The sequence below is a fragment of the Pseudoalteromonas sp. S1650 genome (genome assembly GCF_005887195.1).
Classification (GTDB): domain Bacteria; phylum Pseudomonadota; class Gammaproteobacteria; order Enterobacterales; family Alteromonadaceae; genus Pseudoalteromonas; species Pseudoalteromonas simplex.
The window spans coordinates 94,424-112,926 of record NZ_PNDF01000019.1; the positions used below are offsets into that span (position 1 = coordinate 94,424).

Annotated in this window: 20 protein-coding genes; 5 read left to right on the forward strand and 15 right to left on the reverse strand. The window is 41.7% G+C overall.

Annotated features, from left to right (window positions below; genetic code table 11):
• Position 1: 1 nt before the first annotated feature.
• The 11 genes from CWB80_RS05875 to murJ form a co-directional block, all read right to left on the reverse strand.
• The gene (locus tag CWB80_RS05875) at positions 2-484 is read right to left on the reverse strand and encodes a pilus assembly PilX family protein (RefSeq protein WP_054551754.1); all 483 of its coding nucleotides are present in this window, start codon (positions 482-484) and stop codon (positions 2-4) included.
• Positions 472-1,467 (reverse strand): PilW family protein, encoded by a 996-nt coding sequence (locus tag CWB80_RS05880; protein WP_138601509.1) that lies wholly within the window; start codon positions 1,465-1,467, stop codon positions 472-474. The genes CWB80_RS05875 and CWB80_RS05880 overlap by 13 nt, the downstream gene beginning before the upstream one ends.
• Position 1,468: 1 nt before the next feature.
• Positions 1,469-2,023 (reverse strand): type IV pilus modification protein PilV, encoded by a 555-nt coding sequence (gene pilV, locus CWB80_RS05885; protein WP_138601506.1) that lies wholly within the window; start codon positions 2,021-2,023, stop codon positions 1,469-1,471.
• A 182-nt stretch (positions 2,024-2,205) separates the two neighbouring features.
• The gene (locus tag CWB80_RS05890) at positions 2,206-2,916 is read right to left on the reverse strand and encodes a LytR/AlgR family response regulator transcription factor (protein WP_349304105.1); all 711 of its coding nucleotides are present in this window, start codon (positions 2,914-2,916) and stop codon (positions 2,206-2,208) included.
• Positions 2,913-3,938, reverse strand: coding sequence for a sensor histidine kinase (locus tag CWB80_RS05895; RefSeq protein WP_138601504.1), 1,026 nt, complete (start codon positions 3,936-3,938; stop codon positions 2,913-2,915). Before CWB80_RS05895 ends, CWB80_RS05890 begins: the two co-directional genes overlap by 4 nt.
• A gap of 38 nt (positions 3,939-3,976) precedes the next feature.
• Entirely contained in the window at positions 3,977-4,906 is a 930-nt protein-coding gene (ispH, locus tag CWB80_RS05900) for a 4-hydroxy-3-methylbut-2-enyl diphosphate reductase (protein ID WP_138601501.1), read from the reverse strand.
• The gene (gene fkpB / locus CWB80_RS05905) at positions 4,906-5,346 is read right to left on the reverse strand and encodes an FKBP-type peptidyl-prolyl cis-trans isomerase (protein WP_054551758.1); all 441 of its coding nucleotides are present in this window, start codon (positions 5,344-5,346) and stop codon (positions 4,906-4,908) included. Before fkpB ends, ispH begins: the two co-directional genes overlap by 1 nt.
• A complete protein-coding gene (gene lspA / locus CWB80_RS05910; RefSeq protein WP_054551759.1) occupies positions 5,343-5,843 on the reverse strand; it encodes a signal peptidase II in 501 nt (166 codons plus the stop codon). Before lspA ends, fkpB begins: the two co-directional genes overlap by 4 nt.
• A 9-nt stretch (positions 5,844-5,852) precedes the next feature.
• Positions 5,853-8,678 carry an isoleucine--tRNA ligase gene (gene ileS / locus CWB80_RS05915; protein WP_138601498.1) on the reverse strand — a complete coding sequence of 942 codons (2,826 nt, stop codon included), beginning with the start codon at positions 8,676-8,678 and terminating at the stop codon, positions 5,853-5,855.
• 25 nt (positions 8,679-8,703) lie between these two features.
• Positions 8,704-9,630, reverse strand: a complete 927-nt coding sequence (gene ribF, locus CWB80_RS05920) for a bifunctional riboflavin kinase/FAD synthetase (RefSeq protein ID WP_138601495.1) — start codon at positions 9,628-9,630, stop codon at positions 8,704-8,706.
• Between the two features lie 73 nt (positions 9,631-9,703).
• Positions 9,704-11,284 (reverse strand): murein biosynthesis integral membrane protein MurJ, encoded by a 1,581-nt coding sequence (gene murJ, locus CWB80_RS05925; RefSeq protein ID WP_268795023.1) that lies wholly within the window; start codon positions 11,282-11,284, stop codon positions 9,704-9,706.
• A 243-nt stretch (positions 11,285-11,527) separates the two neighbouring features.
• On the opposite strand from murJ, the gene rpsT reads away from it, so the two are divergent.
• The gene (gene rpsT / locus CWB80_RS05930; RefSeq protein WP_036967030.1) at positions 11,528-11,788 is read left to right on the forward strand and encodes a 30S ribosomal protein S20; all 261 of its coding nucleotides are present in this window, start codon (positions 11,528-11,530) and stop codon (positions 11,786-11,788) included.
• A gap of 97 nt (positions 11,789-11,885) precedes the next feature.
• On the opposite strand, the gene CWB80_RS05935 is transcribed toward rpsT, so the two are convergent.
• Entirely contained in the window at positions 11,886-12,269 is a 384-nt protein-coding gene (locus CWB80_RS05935; RefSeq protein ID WP_054551762.1) for a response regulator, read from the reverse strand.
• A gap of 151 nt (positions 12,270-12,420) precedes the next feature.
• Here CWB80_RS05935 and CWB80_RS05940 point away from each other — a divergent pair, with 151 nt between their 5' ends.
• From CWB80_RS05940 to smrA, 3 genes are all read left to right on the forward strand, one after another.
• Positions 12,421-12,864, forward strand: a complete 444-nt coding sequence (locus CWB80_RS05940) for a hypothetical protein (RefSeq protein WP_054551763.1) — start codon at positions 12,421-12,423, stop codon at positions 12,862-12,864.
• 100 nt (positions 12,865-12,964) lie between these two features.
• A complete protein-coding gene (locus tag CWB80_RS05945; RefSeq protein WP_054551958.1) occupies positions 12,965-13,210 on the forward strand; it encodes a hypothetical protein in 246 nt (81 codons plus the stop codon).
• Between the two features lie 411 nt (positions 13,211-13,621).
• Complete coding sequence (smrA, locus tag CWB80_RS05950; RefSeq protein ID WP_054551764.1) at positions 13,622-14,203, forward strand: DNA endonuclease SmrA; 582 nt, start codon at positions 13,622-13,624, stop codon at positions 14,201-14,203.
• A 61-nt stretch (positions 14,204-14,264) separates the two neighbouring features.
• Here smrA and CWB80_RS23085 read toward each other — a convergent pair whose 3' ends face one another.
• Positions 14,265-14,399, reverse strand: a complete 135-nt coding sequence (locus CWB80_RS23085) for a hypothetical protein (RefSeq protein ID WP_262387613.1) — start codon at positions 14,397-14,399, stop codon at positions 14,265-14,267.
• Positions 14,400-14,494: 95 nt separating this feature from the next.
• Positions 14,495-15,415 (reverse strand): 2-hydroxyacid dehydrogenase, encoded by a 921-nt coding sequence (locus tag CWB80_RS05955; RefSeq protein ID WP_054551765.1) that lies wholly within the window; start codon positions 15,413-15,415, stop codon positions 14,495-14,497.
• Between the two features lie 124 nt (positions 15,416-15,539).
• On the opposite strand from CWB80_RS05955, the gene olsF reads away from it, so the two are divergent.
• Entirely contained in the window at positions 15,540-17,258 is a 1,719-nt protein-coding gene (gene olsF / locus CWB80_RS05960; RefSeq protein ID WP_054551766.1) for a bifunctional ornithine lipid synthase OlsF, read from the forward strand.
• Positions 17,259-17,307: 49 nt separating this feature from the next.
• Here the strand turns inward: olsF and dapE are convergent, their stop codons facing one another.
• Positions 17,308-18,486, reverse strand: a complete 1,179-nt coding sequence (dapE, locus tag CWB80_RS05965; protein WP_054551767.1) for a succinyl-diaminopimelate desuccinylase — start codon at positions 18,484-18,486, stop codon at positions 17,308-17,310.
• Positions 18,487-18,503: the final 17 nt, after the last annotated feature.

Sequence of the window (18,503 nt, forward strand, 5' to 3'; positions counted from 1 at the left end):
ATCAACCACCCGTATTCAGGCTCGCCATTTCCTGGGCAACCCCTGTTGTAATCGTCAAAGTATGCTTACTTTTAGTGCCATAGGTAATGGTGGTATCAACTTGAACCATGTTGCAGGAGATACCTGCAGTGAAGTTAAATTTACGCGGACAAGGTAAATCAAGAACACCGTTATTTAAATTTGTCATCGTATTGGTTGCGCCACCAACCTCTCCCATAGCAAATCCACCATCAGGGATTTCTGCTGCTTTCATTAAAAATGCACTGTTGCCACCCGCGGCAGCTTCGTTTGCAATAACTTGCTGAACAGTTCCTATTAATTCATTTTCTGCTGTTTCTCGCTCTTGGGCTGCATTAGTAATTTTAATATCTATGCTACTACTACTCATCAAGGAAACGGCAATACCTGTAACAGCTACCACCATAATCAAAGCAACGATTAACACCACCCCTTGTTGTTTCTTTTGCAAGGTTAAATGCGCCATAAATTTGCTCCAACATTATTTAAACGAATCGTTGTAGTAAACACCGCCCGACGATAATTATCTGTAAATGTTAGCTCTTTTCTGCTCGCATCTTCACCAAGCGTATATTTTTGATTTTTGACTTTTAGATTCGGGTCAGGCAATAGCGATCTAACTAATAAAAACACTTGCACTGTCAAAATACCACGGCGGTTCTCCCAGTCATTGTTCGTCATTTGACCAATACTTCTATAAGTATCTACACGGCTGTTGTTCGTAGTATCTAGACCAAATACAAAATGCATATTTTCCACGCCTTCCATCACGCTTTCAGTTCTCATCGTTTGGCTAGTAGTTAACCTTTTTCGGCGTAAAATGGGAACTTTAACTGATTGATCATTTATCGTGTATGAGTCTTCAAAGATGTAGTAAACATGATGACGGTAACGCCAAATCGTCGCATTACCATTGATAGTTGAGGCCGCGATTGGGCCTTGTCTAAATTCAGCCCGTTCTTGCTCAGCAATGAAGTAATAATAGTCATTGCTCGTCTGATTAGGTTGGATCTGCAGCCCTTCAAGAAACTTCATCTGTAAAACTTCAGTATTTTTCTTTGCATTGTTGATACAACTAAGCGCAGAACCATCTGAGTTTTCTACAGCATAAACCGAGCGAAAATTACTAGTTGCACTGTCAGCAGGGAAGCTCGCATTATTGAGGCCTTCTGAGCAGTCACCTGCAGGGTTCTTTACATTATCCCTATTGGTATTTTCATCTGAGAATGAGTCTTCATAGAATGTCCCCCAAAAGCCAATCTGTTCTATATCACGCTGCATGATATTTAAAGCTAACCGACCTGTTTCCTGCAATTCACCAATTGTCATGGTGTCTCGTGTTGTTACTTTCATACTTAAATAAGTAAACATCACCCCACCAAGCACTATGCCGCCAATGAATAAAGCGACCATCATCTCAACAAGTGTAAATCCAGTTTGCTTTTTCATCTTATGACCTTAAGTATATATAGCTTTCAAGCACGACTAAACGGCGCTTGTCGTTTTGTGTTCCACAATCAATAGCAGCTGTCGCATTATTTGCTTTTTGCTCCTGCCTACCTTGCCAGCTGATCACCACCCTTATATTAAATTCACTCGCATTTCCTGCTGCGACTGGGGTGTTATTTATACACACAGTGGCATTATCTAAAGCACCCGTATTTTCACGAGCTTGAATTGCGCGGATCCATTGTTGTTTATCAAACTCAGCTATATTTTTTGCAGTACAAGCGGAATTAAAACATGTCTGAGCTTTGTCGGCTGCTGATTGACTACTAAACTCTCCATTGTATAAACCGGCAAAACCCGAAGGGTCGTTTGCTCTCATACGTTGGATTATGTCATTACCAAGTGCCACAGCAGCTGCACGCTGCATTGAATCAAAGCTAGCTTGTTTTGCTTTAGCTTGTAAGGCCACGGCACCTAATAAACCAAAACTCAAAATAACAAAGGCAATAAGCACTTCAATAAGCGTAAAACCTTTCTGCTCAGAATGTTTAATCATGGTGAAGTTCATTGATACTTTTACATACCATAAGAATATTACGATACAGATAAATAACAATCTGTATATGGACAAGCGGTCATAATGCGCGATAAACGGTACTGAAACTTTCTTCAGAGCAAAGTAATAAACAATAAAGAAGCTGGGACTTTAGGAGATAAGCTGCTGCATTGAGAGTTTTTTTATTTACCCATCACAGCTTTTACATTTTTAAGCTCTCGACGACTAACAGACAAAGGCTCTTTAAACTGCTTCATCGTGACTGTATGTCCACCAGAAGAGGGACTATTAAGGCTTACAATTTGTTGCTTATTGACAAGTGTATTACGATGAATTCTAAGTAGCTGCAGAGGATAGGTTTGCTCAAGTTGTTTTAAACTTTGCTCAACAAGTGCCTCACCTTCAAAAAACACCACCCGCGTGTATTTTTGCTCTGCAATACAGCAAATAACATCATCTATATTTACTCTTCTTAATACGCCTGCAAGTTGATAACAAATATAGTTATTTTCAGGTGTTAATACTTGAGTTCGGTTTAATTTACTAAGCTGCGCCATTGCTTTTGTTAAAGCTTGCTCGGATACAGGTTTAACTAAATAGCCATCTACTGCGAGCTCAAATGCAGTTAACGCATACTCAGGATGCGCTGTTAAAAACATCACTGCTGGGGGGATCGAAAACTGTTTTAGTTCAGCAGCTACTTCAAGGCCCGACTGCTTGGGCATATTAATATCCAGCATCACTAAATCAGGCTGGAGCTGCTTACAAAGTTCAATCACCTGTTCGCCGTTACTGGCTTCACCTACAACTGTGCAAAGTTCGTTGGTAGCTAATAAACGTTTAATACGCGCCCTTGCTAAAGGCTCGTCATCAGCAATTAAAATTTTTATCATGCGCTTCTCTTCTTAGGTATCACCAGTTTCACCCTAAAGATCTCATCACGAACAGTCGTAGTCAGTTGCGCTTTTTGATGATAGAAAAGTGACAAACGCTGGCGGATGTTTTCAAGTGCCATACCGTTGCCTGCTCGTGAATGGCTCCCTTGCTTCGCTACAGGGTTAGTTATAATGAAAGTATAAGCTTTGTTCGATTGATACATCTCGACAGAAATGTTGCCCTGCTCTGCTGGCTCTACGCCATAAAAAACCGCATTTTCAATAATCGGCTGTATTGTCAGACACGGAATATCTATATCTGGTAACTCATCAGGTAATTTCCAGCTTAATGCTAGGCGTTCGCCATAGCGCCAACGTTCAAGTGCCACATACTGCTGGCATAAAGTGATTTCATCAGCAAGCTTTATGGCTTTACCGCTGCGCATTGCGGCCTGCGACAGCGCCGCCAGCGCCAAAATTGCTTGTTCAGCCGCCTCAGCATCATAATGGGTAAGCTCAGCAGCAGTGTTTAAACTATTAAACAAAAAGTGAGGGCGTATTCTTGCTTGTAATGCATCAAGTTCAGCCTGCGCTAACGCTTTCGTTTGTTGCTCTTTTTGATTATGAATAAGCAGGAATTGGCTGAACAACGCGGTGACCAAAAATATGATCAGTAAATTACTGACAATAAAGTTAGCTCTCGACTCCATAGCGAACACATCTGAAAACACAGACAAAAACAGCCAGCTAAAAACAGACGTTAATGCCAGTAAAGTGGATATCAGAATGAATAACTGTTTAGGGTGCGACAGCTTTGTAAGTAGAGCCCGGCATACATACAGTAACGACAAGCTTGAAAGAAAAATTAGATGTAAAAAGCAGCTAAATATAGCTAGACGTAACCAAACATCACCTAAGCTCATTGGTGAAAAGGCGAGTAAAATAGCAATGACTTGGCTGACGATCAGTGTGGCAAGGACACCACGAGATTGAAAAAGAGCCGCAATCAGCAAGCCGTTTGAATTAGGCTGTTTGCTCATGGGCTCCTCTTTTAACTGTTGACTACTATTTGCTTAGATTAGCGTAGCTCAACAGGAACGGCAAATACTATGTTCTCTTCTTCGCCAGGATTTTCAACAACTTGATTGCCACCCAATTCTTTTAGACGAGCAATAACTTGTTGAACTAAAACTTCTGGTGCAGATGCACCTGCAGTAACACCCACCGCATTTACATTGTTGAACCAATCAGCTTCAAGATTACTTGCATCATCAATCAAATAAGCCGTAGTGCCCATTTTATCGGCAAGCTCACGTAAACGATTAGAGTTAGAGCTATTTTTAGCCCCAACTACAAGCAATACATCCACTTTATCAGCTAAGTCACGCACTGCATCTTGACGGTTTTGCGTAGCATAACAAATGTCATCTTTACGCGGGCCATCAATTGCTGGAAACTTAGTGCGTAATGCATCAATCACATCTGCTGTATCATCTACAGATAACGTTGTTTGGCTACAGTAAAACAGGTTCTCAGGGTTTTTAACCGTTAAGTTTGCAACATCTTCTGGCGTTTCTACTAAGTAAATACCACCTGCTTCGTTATCGTACTGCCCCATTGTACCTTCTACTTCTGGATGACCATGATGGCCAATTAACACACACTCAGTACCTTTACGGCTTGCACGTGTTACTTCCATATGTACTTTTGTTACCAACGGGCAGGTTGCATCAAATACCTTAAGGTCACGACGCTTTGCCTCGCTTCGAACAGCTTGTGATACACCATGCGCACTAAAGATAACAATGCTGTCGTCAGGAACCTGATCTAGCTCTTCAACAAAGACTGCACCGCGATTTTTCAAGCCATCAACAACATATCGGTTGTGAACGACTTCATGACGCACATAGATTGGCTTTTCAAAGATATCGAGTGCGCGCTCCACAATACTGATTGCACGGTCAACGCCTGCGCAAAAACCACGTGGGTTCGCTAATAAAATATCCATTAACCTGTTACCTCTAAAATATCGACTTCAAAGGTTAAGCGTTGCCCTGCAAGTGGGTGGTTAAAGTCAATAGTAACTGACTCACCTTGCACTTCACGAACAAGACCAGGTAACTCTGTACCATCAGGCTGAGTAAAGGCAATAATATTACCTACTTCAGCAGGCGTGTCTGCACCAAACTTGCTGCGGTCAACATAGTAGATGTTATCTGGATTTGGCTGACCAAATGCATCTTCTGGCTCTAATGCAAATGACTTACTTTCACCAGCCGCTAAACCGAGTAAGCACTTTTCAAAGTTTGCTGTCAGGCTGCCATCACCCATTCGCAATTTTGCAGGTTTATTATGTACTTTAGTTGAATCGGCTGCTGAGCCATCTTCTAACTTAATTGAGAAATGAAAGATCACTTCAGAGTTTTCACCAATTACAGCTTGGCTCATGCTTGTTGCTCCTTAGGACTTTCGCCTGTGAAGGCATCAAATAAAAGTAATGCGGCACCGATACAAATCGCACAATCGGCAATATTAAAAACAGGAAAGTGCCAGTTTTCGTAATATACATGCAGGAAGTCAATAACATAGCCATACGCGATTCGGTCGTATAAATTGCCTATTGCACCGGCTAAAACTAACGCATAAGCAGAACATAATACCTTGTTAGACGCAGGTAAACGTTTCAGCCACCACACTAAAAGCACACTGATCGACACTGCAATCAAACTAAAGAACCAGCGCTGCCAGCCACCTGAATCACTCAAAAAGCTAAATGCCGCACCATAGTTGTGTACATAGGTGAAGTTAAAGAATGGCAGAATATCTATCGACTCTTGATAGGCCATGGTATTAACGACAAGTGATTTTGTCGCATAGTCTACTACCAAAAGCAGTAGACTAAGCCATAACCAAACCAAGCCACTTTTTCCGGCTAGTTTGCTCACAAACAACTCCTATGCGAACTGACGCTGTTCACCATCGCCGTCAACATTGCTTACACAACGGCCACAGATTTCAGGGTGTGCAGGATCAGCACCAACATCATCACAGTAATGCCAACAACGCTCACATTTTTCAGCGGTTGTTGCGGCAACTTTAATGTATAAGCCATCAATTTCTGTAGCTTGCGTATCCTCTGGCTGCGTAGTCACAGTTTCAACTGTCACGCCTGAAGTTAATAGTACAAAGCGCAGTTCATCACCTAATGCAGCTAATTTCGCACTTAACTCTTCACCTGCATAGATGCTTACGTTTGCTTGTAGAGTTGCACCAATAACTTCTTCTTTACGCGCCGCTTCTAGCACACGGTTTACTTCATCACGAACGTTTAGGATTGTTAACCAATCATCGTTGCTGAACTTACCTTGTGAAGAAGCTTGTAAGCCATCGTACCACACAGAAGTGAATACAAACTTGTCACGCTCACCTGGTAATGCTTCCCAGATTTCTTGCGCAGTGAAGCTTAAGATCGGTGCCATCCAACGGGTCATTGCTTCAGCAATGTGATAAAGCGCAGTTTGACATGAACGACGCGCATGGCTGTCGCTTTTCGCTGTGTATTGACGATCTTTGATTACGTCTAGGTAGAACGAACCAAGCTCACCAGTACAGAAGTTCATTAGCTTTTGCGTTACAAGTAGCATTTGGTACTTGTCGTAAGCCGCTAAGATTTCATCTTGCAGTTCAGCTGCACGGCCCACAATCCAACGGTCAAGCTCAACCATGTCTTCAATAGCAACTTGATCTGTTTTTGGATCAAAACCACTTAAGTTCGCAAGTAAATAACGGCTCGTATTACGAATACGACGATAACGGTCTGCTGAACGTTTAAAGATTTCATCAGATACAGTCATTTCAGCTGTAAAGTCAGTTGATGCAACCCATAAGCGTAAGATGTCAGCACCTAGTTTGTTCATCACATTTTGTGGTGAAATTACGTTGCCTAATGACTTAGACATCTTACGGCCATTTTCATCAACCGTGAAACCATGTGTTAGCACTTGCTTGTATGGCGCATGACCATTGATAGCAACCGATGTCATCATTGACGACATAAACCAACCACGGTGTTGATCAGAACCTTCTAGGTAAAGATCAGCAGGACCGGTTAAATCTTCACGTGCATCAACCACACACGCGTGAGTCACACCTGAGTCAAACCATACATCCAGCGTATCTTGAACTTTCATGTATTGCTCAGCGTCATCGCCAAGCAAAGTAGCTGGGTCTAAGTCATACCAAGCTTGAATACCTGACTTTTCAACTAATTTCGCCGCTTCTTCGATAAGTTCTTGTGTATTCGGGTGAAGCGCACCAGTGTCTTTATCAACGAATAATGCAATTGGCACACCCCATGTACGTTGACGTGAAATACACCAATCAGGACGGCCTTCAACCATGTTTGCAATGCGGCTCTCGCCCCACTCAGGTAACCACTCAGTCTTTTTGATTTCGTTTAATGAATCTTGACGAAGGTTAGCTTGGTCCATACTGACGAACCACTGTGGCGTAGCACGGAAGATAATAGGTGTTTTATGACGCCAGCAATGTGGGTAGCTGTGCGTAAGCGCATGATGATGCAATAACGCATTGTTTTCAGTTAATACTTCAATAACGCTCGCATTCGCTTTAAATACGTGCTGACCTGCAAACATTGGTGTGTCAGGTAAATAAACACCGTTAGCACCAACAGGGTTAGCTACTTCTAAACCATAAGCAAGACCTGCCGCGAAATCTTCTTGACCGTGACCTGGTGCAGTATGAACAACACCAGTACCAGAATCAGTCGTTACGTGATCAGCCACAATCACAGGCACTGTGAAGTCATAGAACGGGTGAGCAACCTGTAAGTTCTCAAGTGCAGCACCTTTTACATAACCGAGTACGTGGTAATGTTTGAAGCCATAACGGTCCATAGCATCTTTAACTAGCTCAGAACCTAAAATTAGACGTTGCTGTGCACCTTCGTCATCAATTTGAACAAGGGCATACTCAAGCTTTTCGTGAACGGCTACTGCACGGTTAGCTGGTAATGTCCACGGTGTTGTCGTCCAGATAACAGTACTAACTGCACCGGTACCTTCATGGCCTTCAGCAAGTTCAAACGCATTGATTACAGCATCTTGATCAGCAAACTGAAAACGTACATCGATTGCTGGAGACTGTTTATCTTGGTATTCAACTTCTGCTTCAGCAAGTGCTGAACCACAATCTGTACACCAGTGAACAGGCTTAGCACCTTTGTGTAAGTGACCATTTTTAATGATGCGACCAAGCACGCGAATTGCGTTCGCTTCAAAGTCAAAGTTCATTGTTAAGTAAGGCTTGTCCCAGTCACCAAATACACCAAGACGTTTAAAGTCTGTTTTTTGACCCTCGACTTGTTTTTTAGCGTATGCGCGACATTTTTCACGGAACTCAGCAGCAGACACTTTCACGCCTGGCTTGCCTACTTTCTTTTCAACCATTAATTCAATTGGTAAACCGTGACAGTCCCAACCCGGCACGTAAGGTGCGTCGAAGTCAGACAAGGTTTTTGACTTAACAATAATATCTTTAAGAATTTTGTTTACCGAGTGGCCTAAATGGATATCACCGTTTGCATACGGAGGGCCGTCATGCAAAATGAAGGTTTTTTTACCTTTTTTAGCGCTGCGAATTTGACCGTAAAGATCGTCTTCATACCATGTCTTAAGCATCTTTGGTTCACGTTGTGCCAAATTGCCGCGCATTGGAAACGCTGTTTCCGGTAAATTCAAAGTATGTTTGTAGTCGCTCATTAATCCTACTTTCCGTATCGGCTACCTAATTTAAACCAAAACACTGCTTAGCGGCGGTTACATCATCTGCAATCTGCGCCGTCAGTTGTGTTAATGTCTCGAATTTTTTCTCATCGCGAAGCTTTTTAATTAGCTCCACGTGCATAAATTGTCCGTAAATGTCTTGCGCAAAGTCGAAAAGATGAACCTCTAACAATGCGCGTGTCCCATTAAATGTGGGTTTGTTGCCAATATTTGCAACCCCATATAATTCTTTATCACCCACTTTTGCTCTTACCGCAAATACCCCATTTACTGGGCATACTTGGCGTTTTAGCGCTATGTTGGCCGTTCTGAACCCTAATTCACGACCTTTCGCCCAGCCATGAATAACACGCCCAGAAATCGCATAGCCATGACCTAACATGGTTTTTGCATCTTCCAATTGCCCTGCAGCAAGTGCATGGCGAATAAGGGTACTACTCACTCTATCATTGAGTCTGCGAAAACTTGCAGTACTTTTCACATCCATGTTCAGCTCAGCGCCCATGGTTTTTAGTAACGCAAAATCGCCACGACGACGTTTGCCAAAACAAAAGTCATCACCAACAGTTAATGCTTTAACGCCTAGCTTTTCAACCAGTACTTGGCTGACAAACTGTTCTGCTTCCATGTTGGCAAATTGCTGATTGAAGCTAATACAAATCACTCGTTCCACGCCTAATTTAGCAAGCAAACTGAGCTTATCACGTAGTCGAGTTAAACGCGCGGGTGCATTATCTTCGGCAAAAAACTCTTGTGGCTGAGGCTCAAATAACATCACGGTACTTGGCAATTGATGCTTTTCTGCGTCTTGCAGCAAGCCTTTAATCACTTCTGCATGACCTAAGTGCACACCATCAAAATTACCAATGGTCAACACACAGCCATAATGCTGCGCGCGAATATTGTGAATACCTCTAATTAACTCCATGCCACCTTTTTGCCTTTATCAGCGAGCCCAAAACATTGATATCGGGCTTGAAGCGCCGATTATAATCTTTTTTTTAGTTTGATTCAGTAGTTGCAACACTTTTTATCGTATTTAGTCGCACACCTAGAATGAATAAGGCCGCAAAGTAAACAAAAACCGCCAGCACTAATAATCCACTCAACAGCAGCACTTGCTCAGTAAAGTGCCATGCTTTCCAGGCAAATTGCTGGCCCACATACCATACAGATGCGGCCATTAATAAACTTGAAAACAAACACTTAAAGGTGAAACCAAGGCTCATCGCAGAAAACTGATAAACGCCTTCTTTACGTAGTTGATGATACAACAAATAGGCATTACAACTGGCCGACATCGCGGTTGCTAACGCTAACCCCAAATAGCCAATAAATGGAGCTAGCATAATGTTAAACACCATATTTAACACCAGTGTTTTAATACCAATTTTTACGGGGGTTTTAGTATCTTGACGCGAATAAAAGCCCGGTGCTAACACCTTGATTAACATAAAGCTAACCAGTCCAACTGAGTAGGCCATGACACCGTAACTTACCGCTTTTACATGATCAATTTCACCGTCCTGAAATGCACCATGATCAAATAAAACCGTAATAATGAGCGGGCTTATCACCATTAAACCAAACATAGCAGGCAAGCCTAAGAAAATAACAAATCTCACCCCCCAATCCAGGGTTAGCTGAAAATCTTTTGTGCTTTTAGTGCTATGTAGCTTAGACAATGCGGGTAAAATTACCGTCGCGATACCGATACCGAATAAGCCAAGAGGAAACTCAATTAAACGGTCTGAGTAGTAAAGCCACGCGATAGAGCCGGTCATCAACATTGAGGCAATCATGGTGTCGAGCAACAGGTTTATTTGACTGATAGACACGCCAAACAAGGCTGGTAGCATGAGTTTTCGCACTTTTTTAACGTTTTCATCTTGCCAGCCCCATTTTGGGCGGCTCAGCATACGGGCACGGTACAAAAATGGCAACTGAAACAGTAACTGCACTACCCCCCCAACAAATACGCCAATGGCAAGGGCATAAGCCCCAACTGAAAATTTATCGTGTAATAAAACTGCGCAGCTAATAATCGATATATTCAACAGTACAGGTGTAAACGCTGCAACAGCAAAGCGATTATAGACGTTCATGACCGCACCGCTCAGGGCAACCAAACTCACGAAGAATAAATAAGGGAAAGTCAGCTTTAACAGTGCACTGGCCAGTACGAACTTTTCGGCATTTTCGCCTCCTTGCCACCAATCAATAAACCAGCCTGTTCCAAATAAGGCCGCTATAACTGGAGAAGCAATAACTCCGAACAGGGTAACAATTAATAAAATAGTTCCTAACGTACCGGCTGCTTGAGCTACAAACAACCGGACTTTGTCATCGCCTTGTTGTTCTTTTATCTCAGATAAAACCGGCACAAATGCTTGGGCAAAGGCTCCTTCAGCAAATAAGCGTCTTAGGAAATTAGGAATTCGATTGGCAAATAAAAACACATCCGCAGCAGCACTGGCACCTAGGAGATTCGCCACAACCGCATCTCTTACTAACCCTAAAATACGCGAGATCATCGTCATTGCACTAACAATCATCCCAGAACGAAATAATCCTTTTGCCACCTTAAACCCATTATCAAAAAACTTCTAAGATGGGCGATTATGCCTAAAATATCTTTAAAGCACTAGGCTCGAACCCGACCCTTTGTTACAATGGCGATATTAACTGCTAAAGCGGCAAATTGATGTTCGTTATAAGGAGCAGTTTTTCTTGAGATGTCAAAATTTCGTTGACATTCATGATAAAAACAGGCATATTCCACGGCCTTTAAATTAAGCTTATTTTAAGATTGTTAGGAGCAAACCTTGGCTAACATCAAGTCTGCAAAAAAACGCGCTATTACGAGCGAAAAAAATCGTCAACATAACGCAAGCCGTCGTTCAATGATGCGTACTTACTTCAAAAAAGTAGTTGCTGCAATTGAAGCGGGCGACAAAGAAGCTGCACAAGCGGCATTCGCTGTTGCAACACCTATCCTAGACCGTTACGCAACTAAAGGTCTAATCCACAAGAACAAAGCAGCTCGTCATAAGAGCCGTTTAGCAGCTAAAATCAAAGCGCTATAATTTGTTTTTGATGAATACGAAAAAACCGGCTTTTGCCGGTTTTTTTTTGTTTGTAATTTAACAAGGCACTTTTCTAAATGCCCCAATAGTTAATTAGCTAGACAATTTCTAGTTCTGGGTAAAACTTTTTCAGCATTGCCGCAATTTTCTTAGGTGTAAACGGTTTTACTACAAATCCTTTAGCGCCCTTTTCAATTGCTTCTTTAACGTTTTCTACTGTTGAATGAGCCGAAACCATCACGACATTCGCTTCGGGCGAAATTTCATTTATTTGCGTGATAATCTCTTTACCATCTCCATCGGGTAATTCAATATCTAGAAAAATTATATTGAACTCTTTCTCTTTACATGCGCTTAAACACTGTGCGGCTGTAGAAGCTTCACGTACATTATCGATACCAAGGTGCATTAATGTTTGATTTAGAAAACTGCGGACCGTACCTACGTCGTCCACAATTAGAATTGAAAGCTGCGTATCCATACTATTCCTCTTAAACTATGAAGATAAACACTCATTGCACTGTAGAGTGTAACGCATTTAAGCTATGAGTGATTTGAATTTGACTATTATATCAAAAACTTCGTTATAATCTCATTATAGAGACCTATATTTAAAAGGCCAGATAAGCTTTATGTCTAATAAAATAAAAAAACAATCTTTACTTGGTAAAGCTCCTGCACGAAAGAAACCAACACAAGCAAAGCGCCAAAGACCAGTAAACCAACAACAAGCGCGCGCACAAGCTGCTCAGCACAGTGCTCCTGAAGTAGAACTTAAGAAAAGCAAAACACGGTGGTATGCACTCGCAGCAGTTGTATTAATTCTGCTAATTACGCCAAAACCCGTGTTAATCACTTACGAAAAGCTAGGTATGGTCTCACAAAGTATATTTTGGCCCGGGGTTTTTGGTTATGGTGCAAACTTATTTGATTCTACTCTTAGCCCCCGTGCAGACCTAAGCCGCAACATTATTTACCTGTGCCAAGATAAGCGTAAACCAGACACCTGTCAGAAGTACCGAGTTACAGAACAAAATGGATTTTTTGCAGCGATGAAAAAACTGATAATGGATTAAAAAATCTAATCCGAAAATTTAAAATTACTTGGTTGAAAGCTGTGTAAAAGATCACCATAATGGCGCTCCTTTTTCAACACAGACACGATCAGATACGACCATGCTAAACGAGCTAGATTGGCTTTTAAACTTAACGTTACTTGCACTAGGACTAGGTGCATTTTTTATTAACCAGCTAACATTACTGCGTTTTGCAGCGATTAGCGCGTGTAGTTTATTATTTTTATCGTTTAGTTTAGATCTGATGTCATCAAGCGTAATATCAAACATGAGCTTGGTGTTGATCAACACATTTTATTTATTCAAGGTCTACACATTTGGCCAGTTGAATATTAATCAAGGTTAATCTTCCCCTAAGATAAATTGATAGAATAGGCTATATCATCTATCAGCATTTATGCCCAAGCAGTCCCCTGCTTGGGCTTTTTTTTACTTACAAAATGGTTGAACTGAGATACCATAAACGGCGTATATATACCCAAGCCACCTCAAGATGCAGAATTCAGCGTTTCACAGGTGCTTAATATCAAGGCGTTACTTTGCAAGAATGGTGGTCCCTTTTAAGAAGTAACAACGATGAGAGTAAGTGCCTGTGAAACGCCCAGAGGGTTGGTTTAAAAGCGATTTATACTGCGTTATTGATTTTAACAATAGAACCACTATTATTTGCAATCAATGCCTTGCCTAAATCGCTTTTAATTCCAACTGAAACTCGCACCTTGAGGTGGTTTGGGTATAATTAATTTGGAGGTACCTTATGTCATTAAACGACTTCGACTTATTTCTCTCATCTATGGAAGACGTAAAACCTCTTAAGCATGACACTGTTCAATTTGATTCCACCAAGCAAGGCCCTTCTTTAGCGCAACAAGAAAAACGTAAAGCAGCTGAGTGTGATTTAGCAATTGATGAAAACTATTTGCGCAGCGAGTTCGTCGAGCTGTTAGATCCTCATGCCATATTGGCATTTAAAAAAGATGGCGTACAAGGCCAAGTATATAAAAACTTACGTTTAGCTAAATATCAACTCGATGCCACGCTTGATTTGCATGGTCAGCCTCTTCAACGTGCACGTAGTACGTTATTTAATTTTATCGATGACTGTCATAAACGAAATATTCGTGTCGTACTTATTCGCCATGGGATTGGTATCAAAAATAAATCACAGCCAGGTATTTTAAAGAGCTATACCAATAAGTGGCTGCAAGAAATTCCAGCGGTTTTAGCCTTTCACAGTGCTCTTAAGCATCATGGTGGTAGTGGTGCAACGTATGTGATGATTAAAAAATCTGACGAGAAGAAACACGAGAACAGAGAAATCCACTCAAAAAGAAGTTAGTTGAATAAGCGATTAAAGTGCAGCATCTAAACGTGCTGCACTCGATGAGCATGCTGTGTGGTTATGATTGACTAACTTCAATGTCCTGAACTGGTTGCTCCGATGCATTAGCTTGGTTAAACCATGCTGACACACCTAAAACGATAACTGACACGACGACCAGACTAAATTTAGCTCCACTTTGATTAGATTTCATAACGCCTCTTTTATTATTGTTTTTTTATTGAGCAACTCCAGAATAGCAAAATTACAGATGTTAACAAGACGTTTATTAAACAAATTTACAATGTGTCAATAACCTTTTGTTCTATCAACCTGATTTATTAGCTCTTTACCTTCAGTTAATCTTTTAGCATTACCTGCAATTTGCAACGAGACAGACTCTAAATCTGAAATTGCAGCACAGTGAGGCGTTAAGGTCACCTTTTGATGAGACCAGTAAGGGTGCGCCTGAGGTAAAGGCTCTTCGCTGAATACATCAAGGGTGGCGCCACGTAATTGCTCACTATTAAGTGCCTCGAGTAAATCTTCATCGACAACATGTTTGCCTCTGGCAACATTAATTAGCACCGCATGGCTTTGTAGTTTACCCAGCAGTGATTTATTGATAATGCCCTGAGTGTGTTGGTTAAGTGGTAGTAAGCACACGAGATAATCAATTTGACCAAGCATGTCATCTAACCCCTGCTGTGAGTAATAGGTGCTTACTTCAACGTCGTGTTTTTCACTATTAGACCAAGCACTCACTTGAAAACCATTTGCGAGTAAACGCTTTGCACAGGCTTTGCCTAGTTCACCGTAACCTAAGATACCCACATGTTGATGTGAATACGCTCGCTTTGGCTTCCAAGTACCCGCTGATTGTTTTAAATAATATTCTTTGAGTCTCAGCTTGTGCGCCAATACATGACCCAATACATACTCTGCCATATCATTAGCAAGGTTATCATCAACAATTCTAACAACAGGAACATGCGCTGCTATCTTTGTTAAGTCGATGCTATCAACGCCTGCACCAAATGAAGAAACTGCTTTTAAATTTACCAGCTTAGGCCATAAATCAGCGGGCGCATTCCAGGCCAGTACAAACTCTACGGCTTCGTAGTCTGTGCACTCAGACCAAAGCTGTACGTCAATCTCTGGTAATAACGCTTGTAATCGGGCAATTAATTGGCTGCAATCTCGGCCTGTTACAGCTACAAGTAAAATCATTGTCTTCTCCATTTTAGCCTCGAACACGAAGCGCTCTTTAAAAAGTCACACAACTGCAACCTAACTGTCACAGCGAACTCTTACCCTAACCTCATCGCTAAATGCGTTTATGTTTGAGGTTTGTATGATCAGTGTTGATAAAGTAATAGAAGCAAATTTACCACAATTAGAAAATTCGCCAAAAGTAAAAGGTTTAGTAAAGAAAGGCCTAGGTTATTTATTACATGAGCAAGAGTTTGTTGCCTTTGGTGATGCATACCCACACTTACAAGGGCTTGAATTTGTAGAGCAAGTGCTTGATGAGCTTGACTTTGACACGCGCTACAAGCCAAAACAAATGGAACATATACCAAGTGAAGGTAATGTCGTTATTGTCGCTAACCACCCTATCGGCTCTCTTGATGCATTAGCGCTGATAAAAGTCTTATCAAGTGTACGCCCCGACTTAAAAGTCGTTGCAAACCGCATGCTGATGTCAATCACTCCGATGCACTCGTTACTCCTTCCCGTTGATAACCTCTCTGGTACGAGTAAAAAGAAAGAACTCGCTAATATCCAGCAACACTTAAAATCAGACGGTGCATTATTAATCTTTCCTGCAGGTGAGGTATCGCGCTTAAGTCCAACGGGCATTAAAGACTGTAAGTGGAACAGCGGTTTTTTACGTATGGCAAAAAAAGCCAACGCACCTATTTTGCCTATTTACATCAAAGCGAAAAACAGCCCGTTATTCTACGGCACCTCAATGATCTACAAACCCTTAGCCAGTTTGTTATTAGTCAAAGAGATGTTCAAACAACGACAAAAATCATTAGAGTTTGAAATTGGCGCGTCCATCCCACCTGAGTCATATTTAATCGAAAATTTAAAAGATAAAGAAATAGCTCAGTTGATAAGAAAACAACTGTATCGACTTATCACAAAAAAACCTCTGCCGTTAAAAACGCAAACCCCCATTGCCAGTCCTGAAGCAACGAAAGACCTTAAAAAAGCCATTGAAGAGTGTGAGCTATTAGGTGAAACCTCTGATGGTATGAAAATTTATTTATATCAATACTGTGGTAGCTCACCGATTTTCCGTGAACTAGGACGACTTCGTGAAATTGCGTTTCGGGCAGTCGGTGAAGGCAGTGGTAAACGCCGTGATATAGATAAATACGACATGGATTATCAACACCTCGTTCTGTGGGATGCTAAGCAACTTGAACTAGTCGGCGCATACCGACTTGCCTGCGCACAAGACATTATAGAAAAACATGGCCGCAAAGGTTTATATACTGACAGCCTATTTAGCTACAGCGATGATATGGCGCCGTATTTTGAAAAGGGCATTGAGCTCGGTCGCAGCTTTGTGCAACCCAAATACTGGGGTAGAAAGAGCCTAGACTATTTGTGGTTTGGCATTGGCGCATTTGTGAACCGGTACCCGCAATACCGCTATTTGTTTGGCGCAGTTAGCGTATCTAACGCGCTCCCCGAGCAAGCTAAATCGCTATTGGTTCACTATTACCAGCATTATTATGGTGCTAAAAAAGTGTTAGCTATCCCCAATAATGAATATCGCCATACCGAATCACAAAAAGAACAATGTGCTCAGTTATTTGCTGGGGATGATATTAAAGAAGATTTTGTTGAACTTAAGCATGTGCTTGCCAATATTGGTGCGCAAGTCCCAACCTTATTCAAACAATACACAGAGCTTTGCGAGCCAGGAGGCGTACAGTTTTTAAGTTTTAGCATCGACCCTGAGTTCAATAATTGCATTGATGGATTAGTGCTTGTCGACTTAGATAAAGTAAAAGCGAGTAAAGCCAAACGATACTTAGGGCAGCCACGCGAATAGTCGTTAAAAATAGCTTAAAAAAGTCGGCATATTCGCCGACTTTTTCTTTTTAATTAAAGATATTTCTAAGCGCAGCTAAGTATATTTGCTCAATAGTTTTTAAATCTGCGATAGGAACATGCTCATTAACTTGATGAATGGTATGGTTTCGCACACCACATTCAATCACTTGCGTGTGCTCATTGGCAAAAAATCGCCCATCTGATGTGCCACCACTGGTACTAAGCATAGGGAAGCTGCCTGTTACTTCATGCACGGCTTGTTCAAGCTGCTGCAACAAGCAATTGCTCGCCTGATGCAAGGTATAAAATGATTCGCACGGACGCTCCCAAACAAGCGTTAGCCGCAATGCTAAATCTGCCAATGCAAACTGAATTTCTTCTTTAACGTCTTTACTTTTGTAGCCATGACTATAACGTACGTTAAACGTGATCTCACATTGAGCAGGCACAAGATTATCGACCACATTGGCTATATTAATGCCGGTCACTTGCAGTGTTGTTGCCGAGCTTGTTTCATCTTTGTGCCAGCTAATTGCCGTTAAGCGCTTTACGACCTCTGCACTTAAATGTGCAGCGTTTATGGTGTTTTCAGGGTAGGCAACATGCCCTGCTTTACCTTGAATAGATAATCGAGCAGACAACGCGCCTCGCCTGCCATTTTTAATGGTATCACCCACATGCTGATGACTCGTCGGCTCGCCAACTAGGCAACCATCAAGCACAACACCTTGTTTGGCTAGACGCTCAGCAATTAACAAGGATCCGTATTCAGCTTCGCCCTCTTCATCTGAGGTTATTAACCAGTAAAATGTGCCGCCTTTATTGCTATTTTGCGCTAAAAAACGTTTTGTTGCGCAAAGCATCGCAGCAACACCGCCTTTCATATCTGCTGCGCCACGGCCATAGACACTGCCATCGACTATCTCGCCACTAAAAGGATCAACTCGCCAATCACCTTCTGCAGCAGGGACCACATCAATATGGCCAGAAAAAGCAACGATAGGGCCTTCACCAAAGGTGATTTTAGCAATTAAATTAGTAACATGATTAAAGCTAAATACCTCACAATCAAAGCCGAGCTGGCTTAAGTTACCTTCAAGCCAATCAATTGCACCAGCTTGAGCGGGCGTTACCGATTTAAATCGGAGCAAGGTTTGTAATGTTTCAACCACCTCAGATTGCACCGACTGGTGCGTTACTAACTCTGCATTTGATATCAAACTCATAATAACCCTAATCAGTT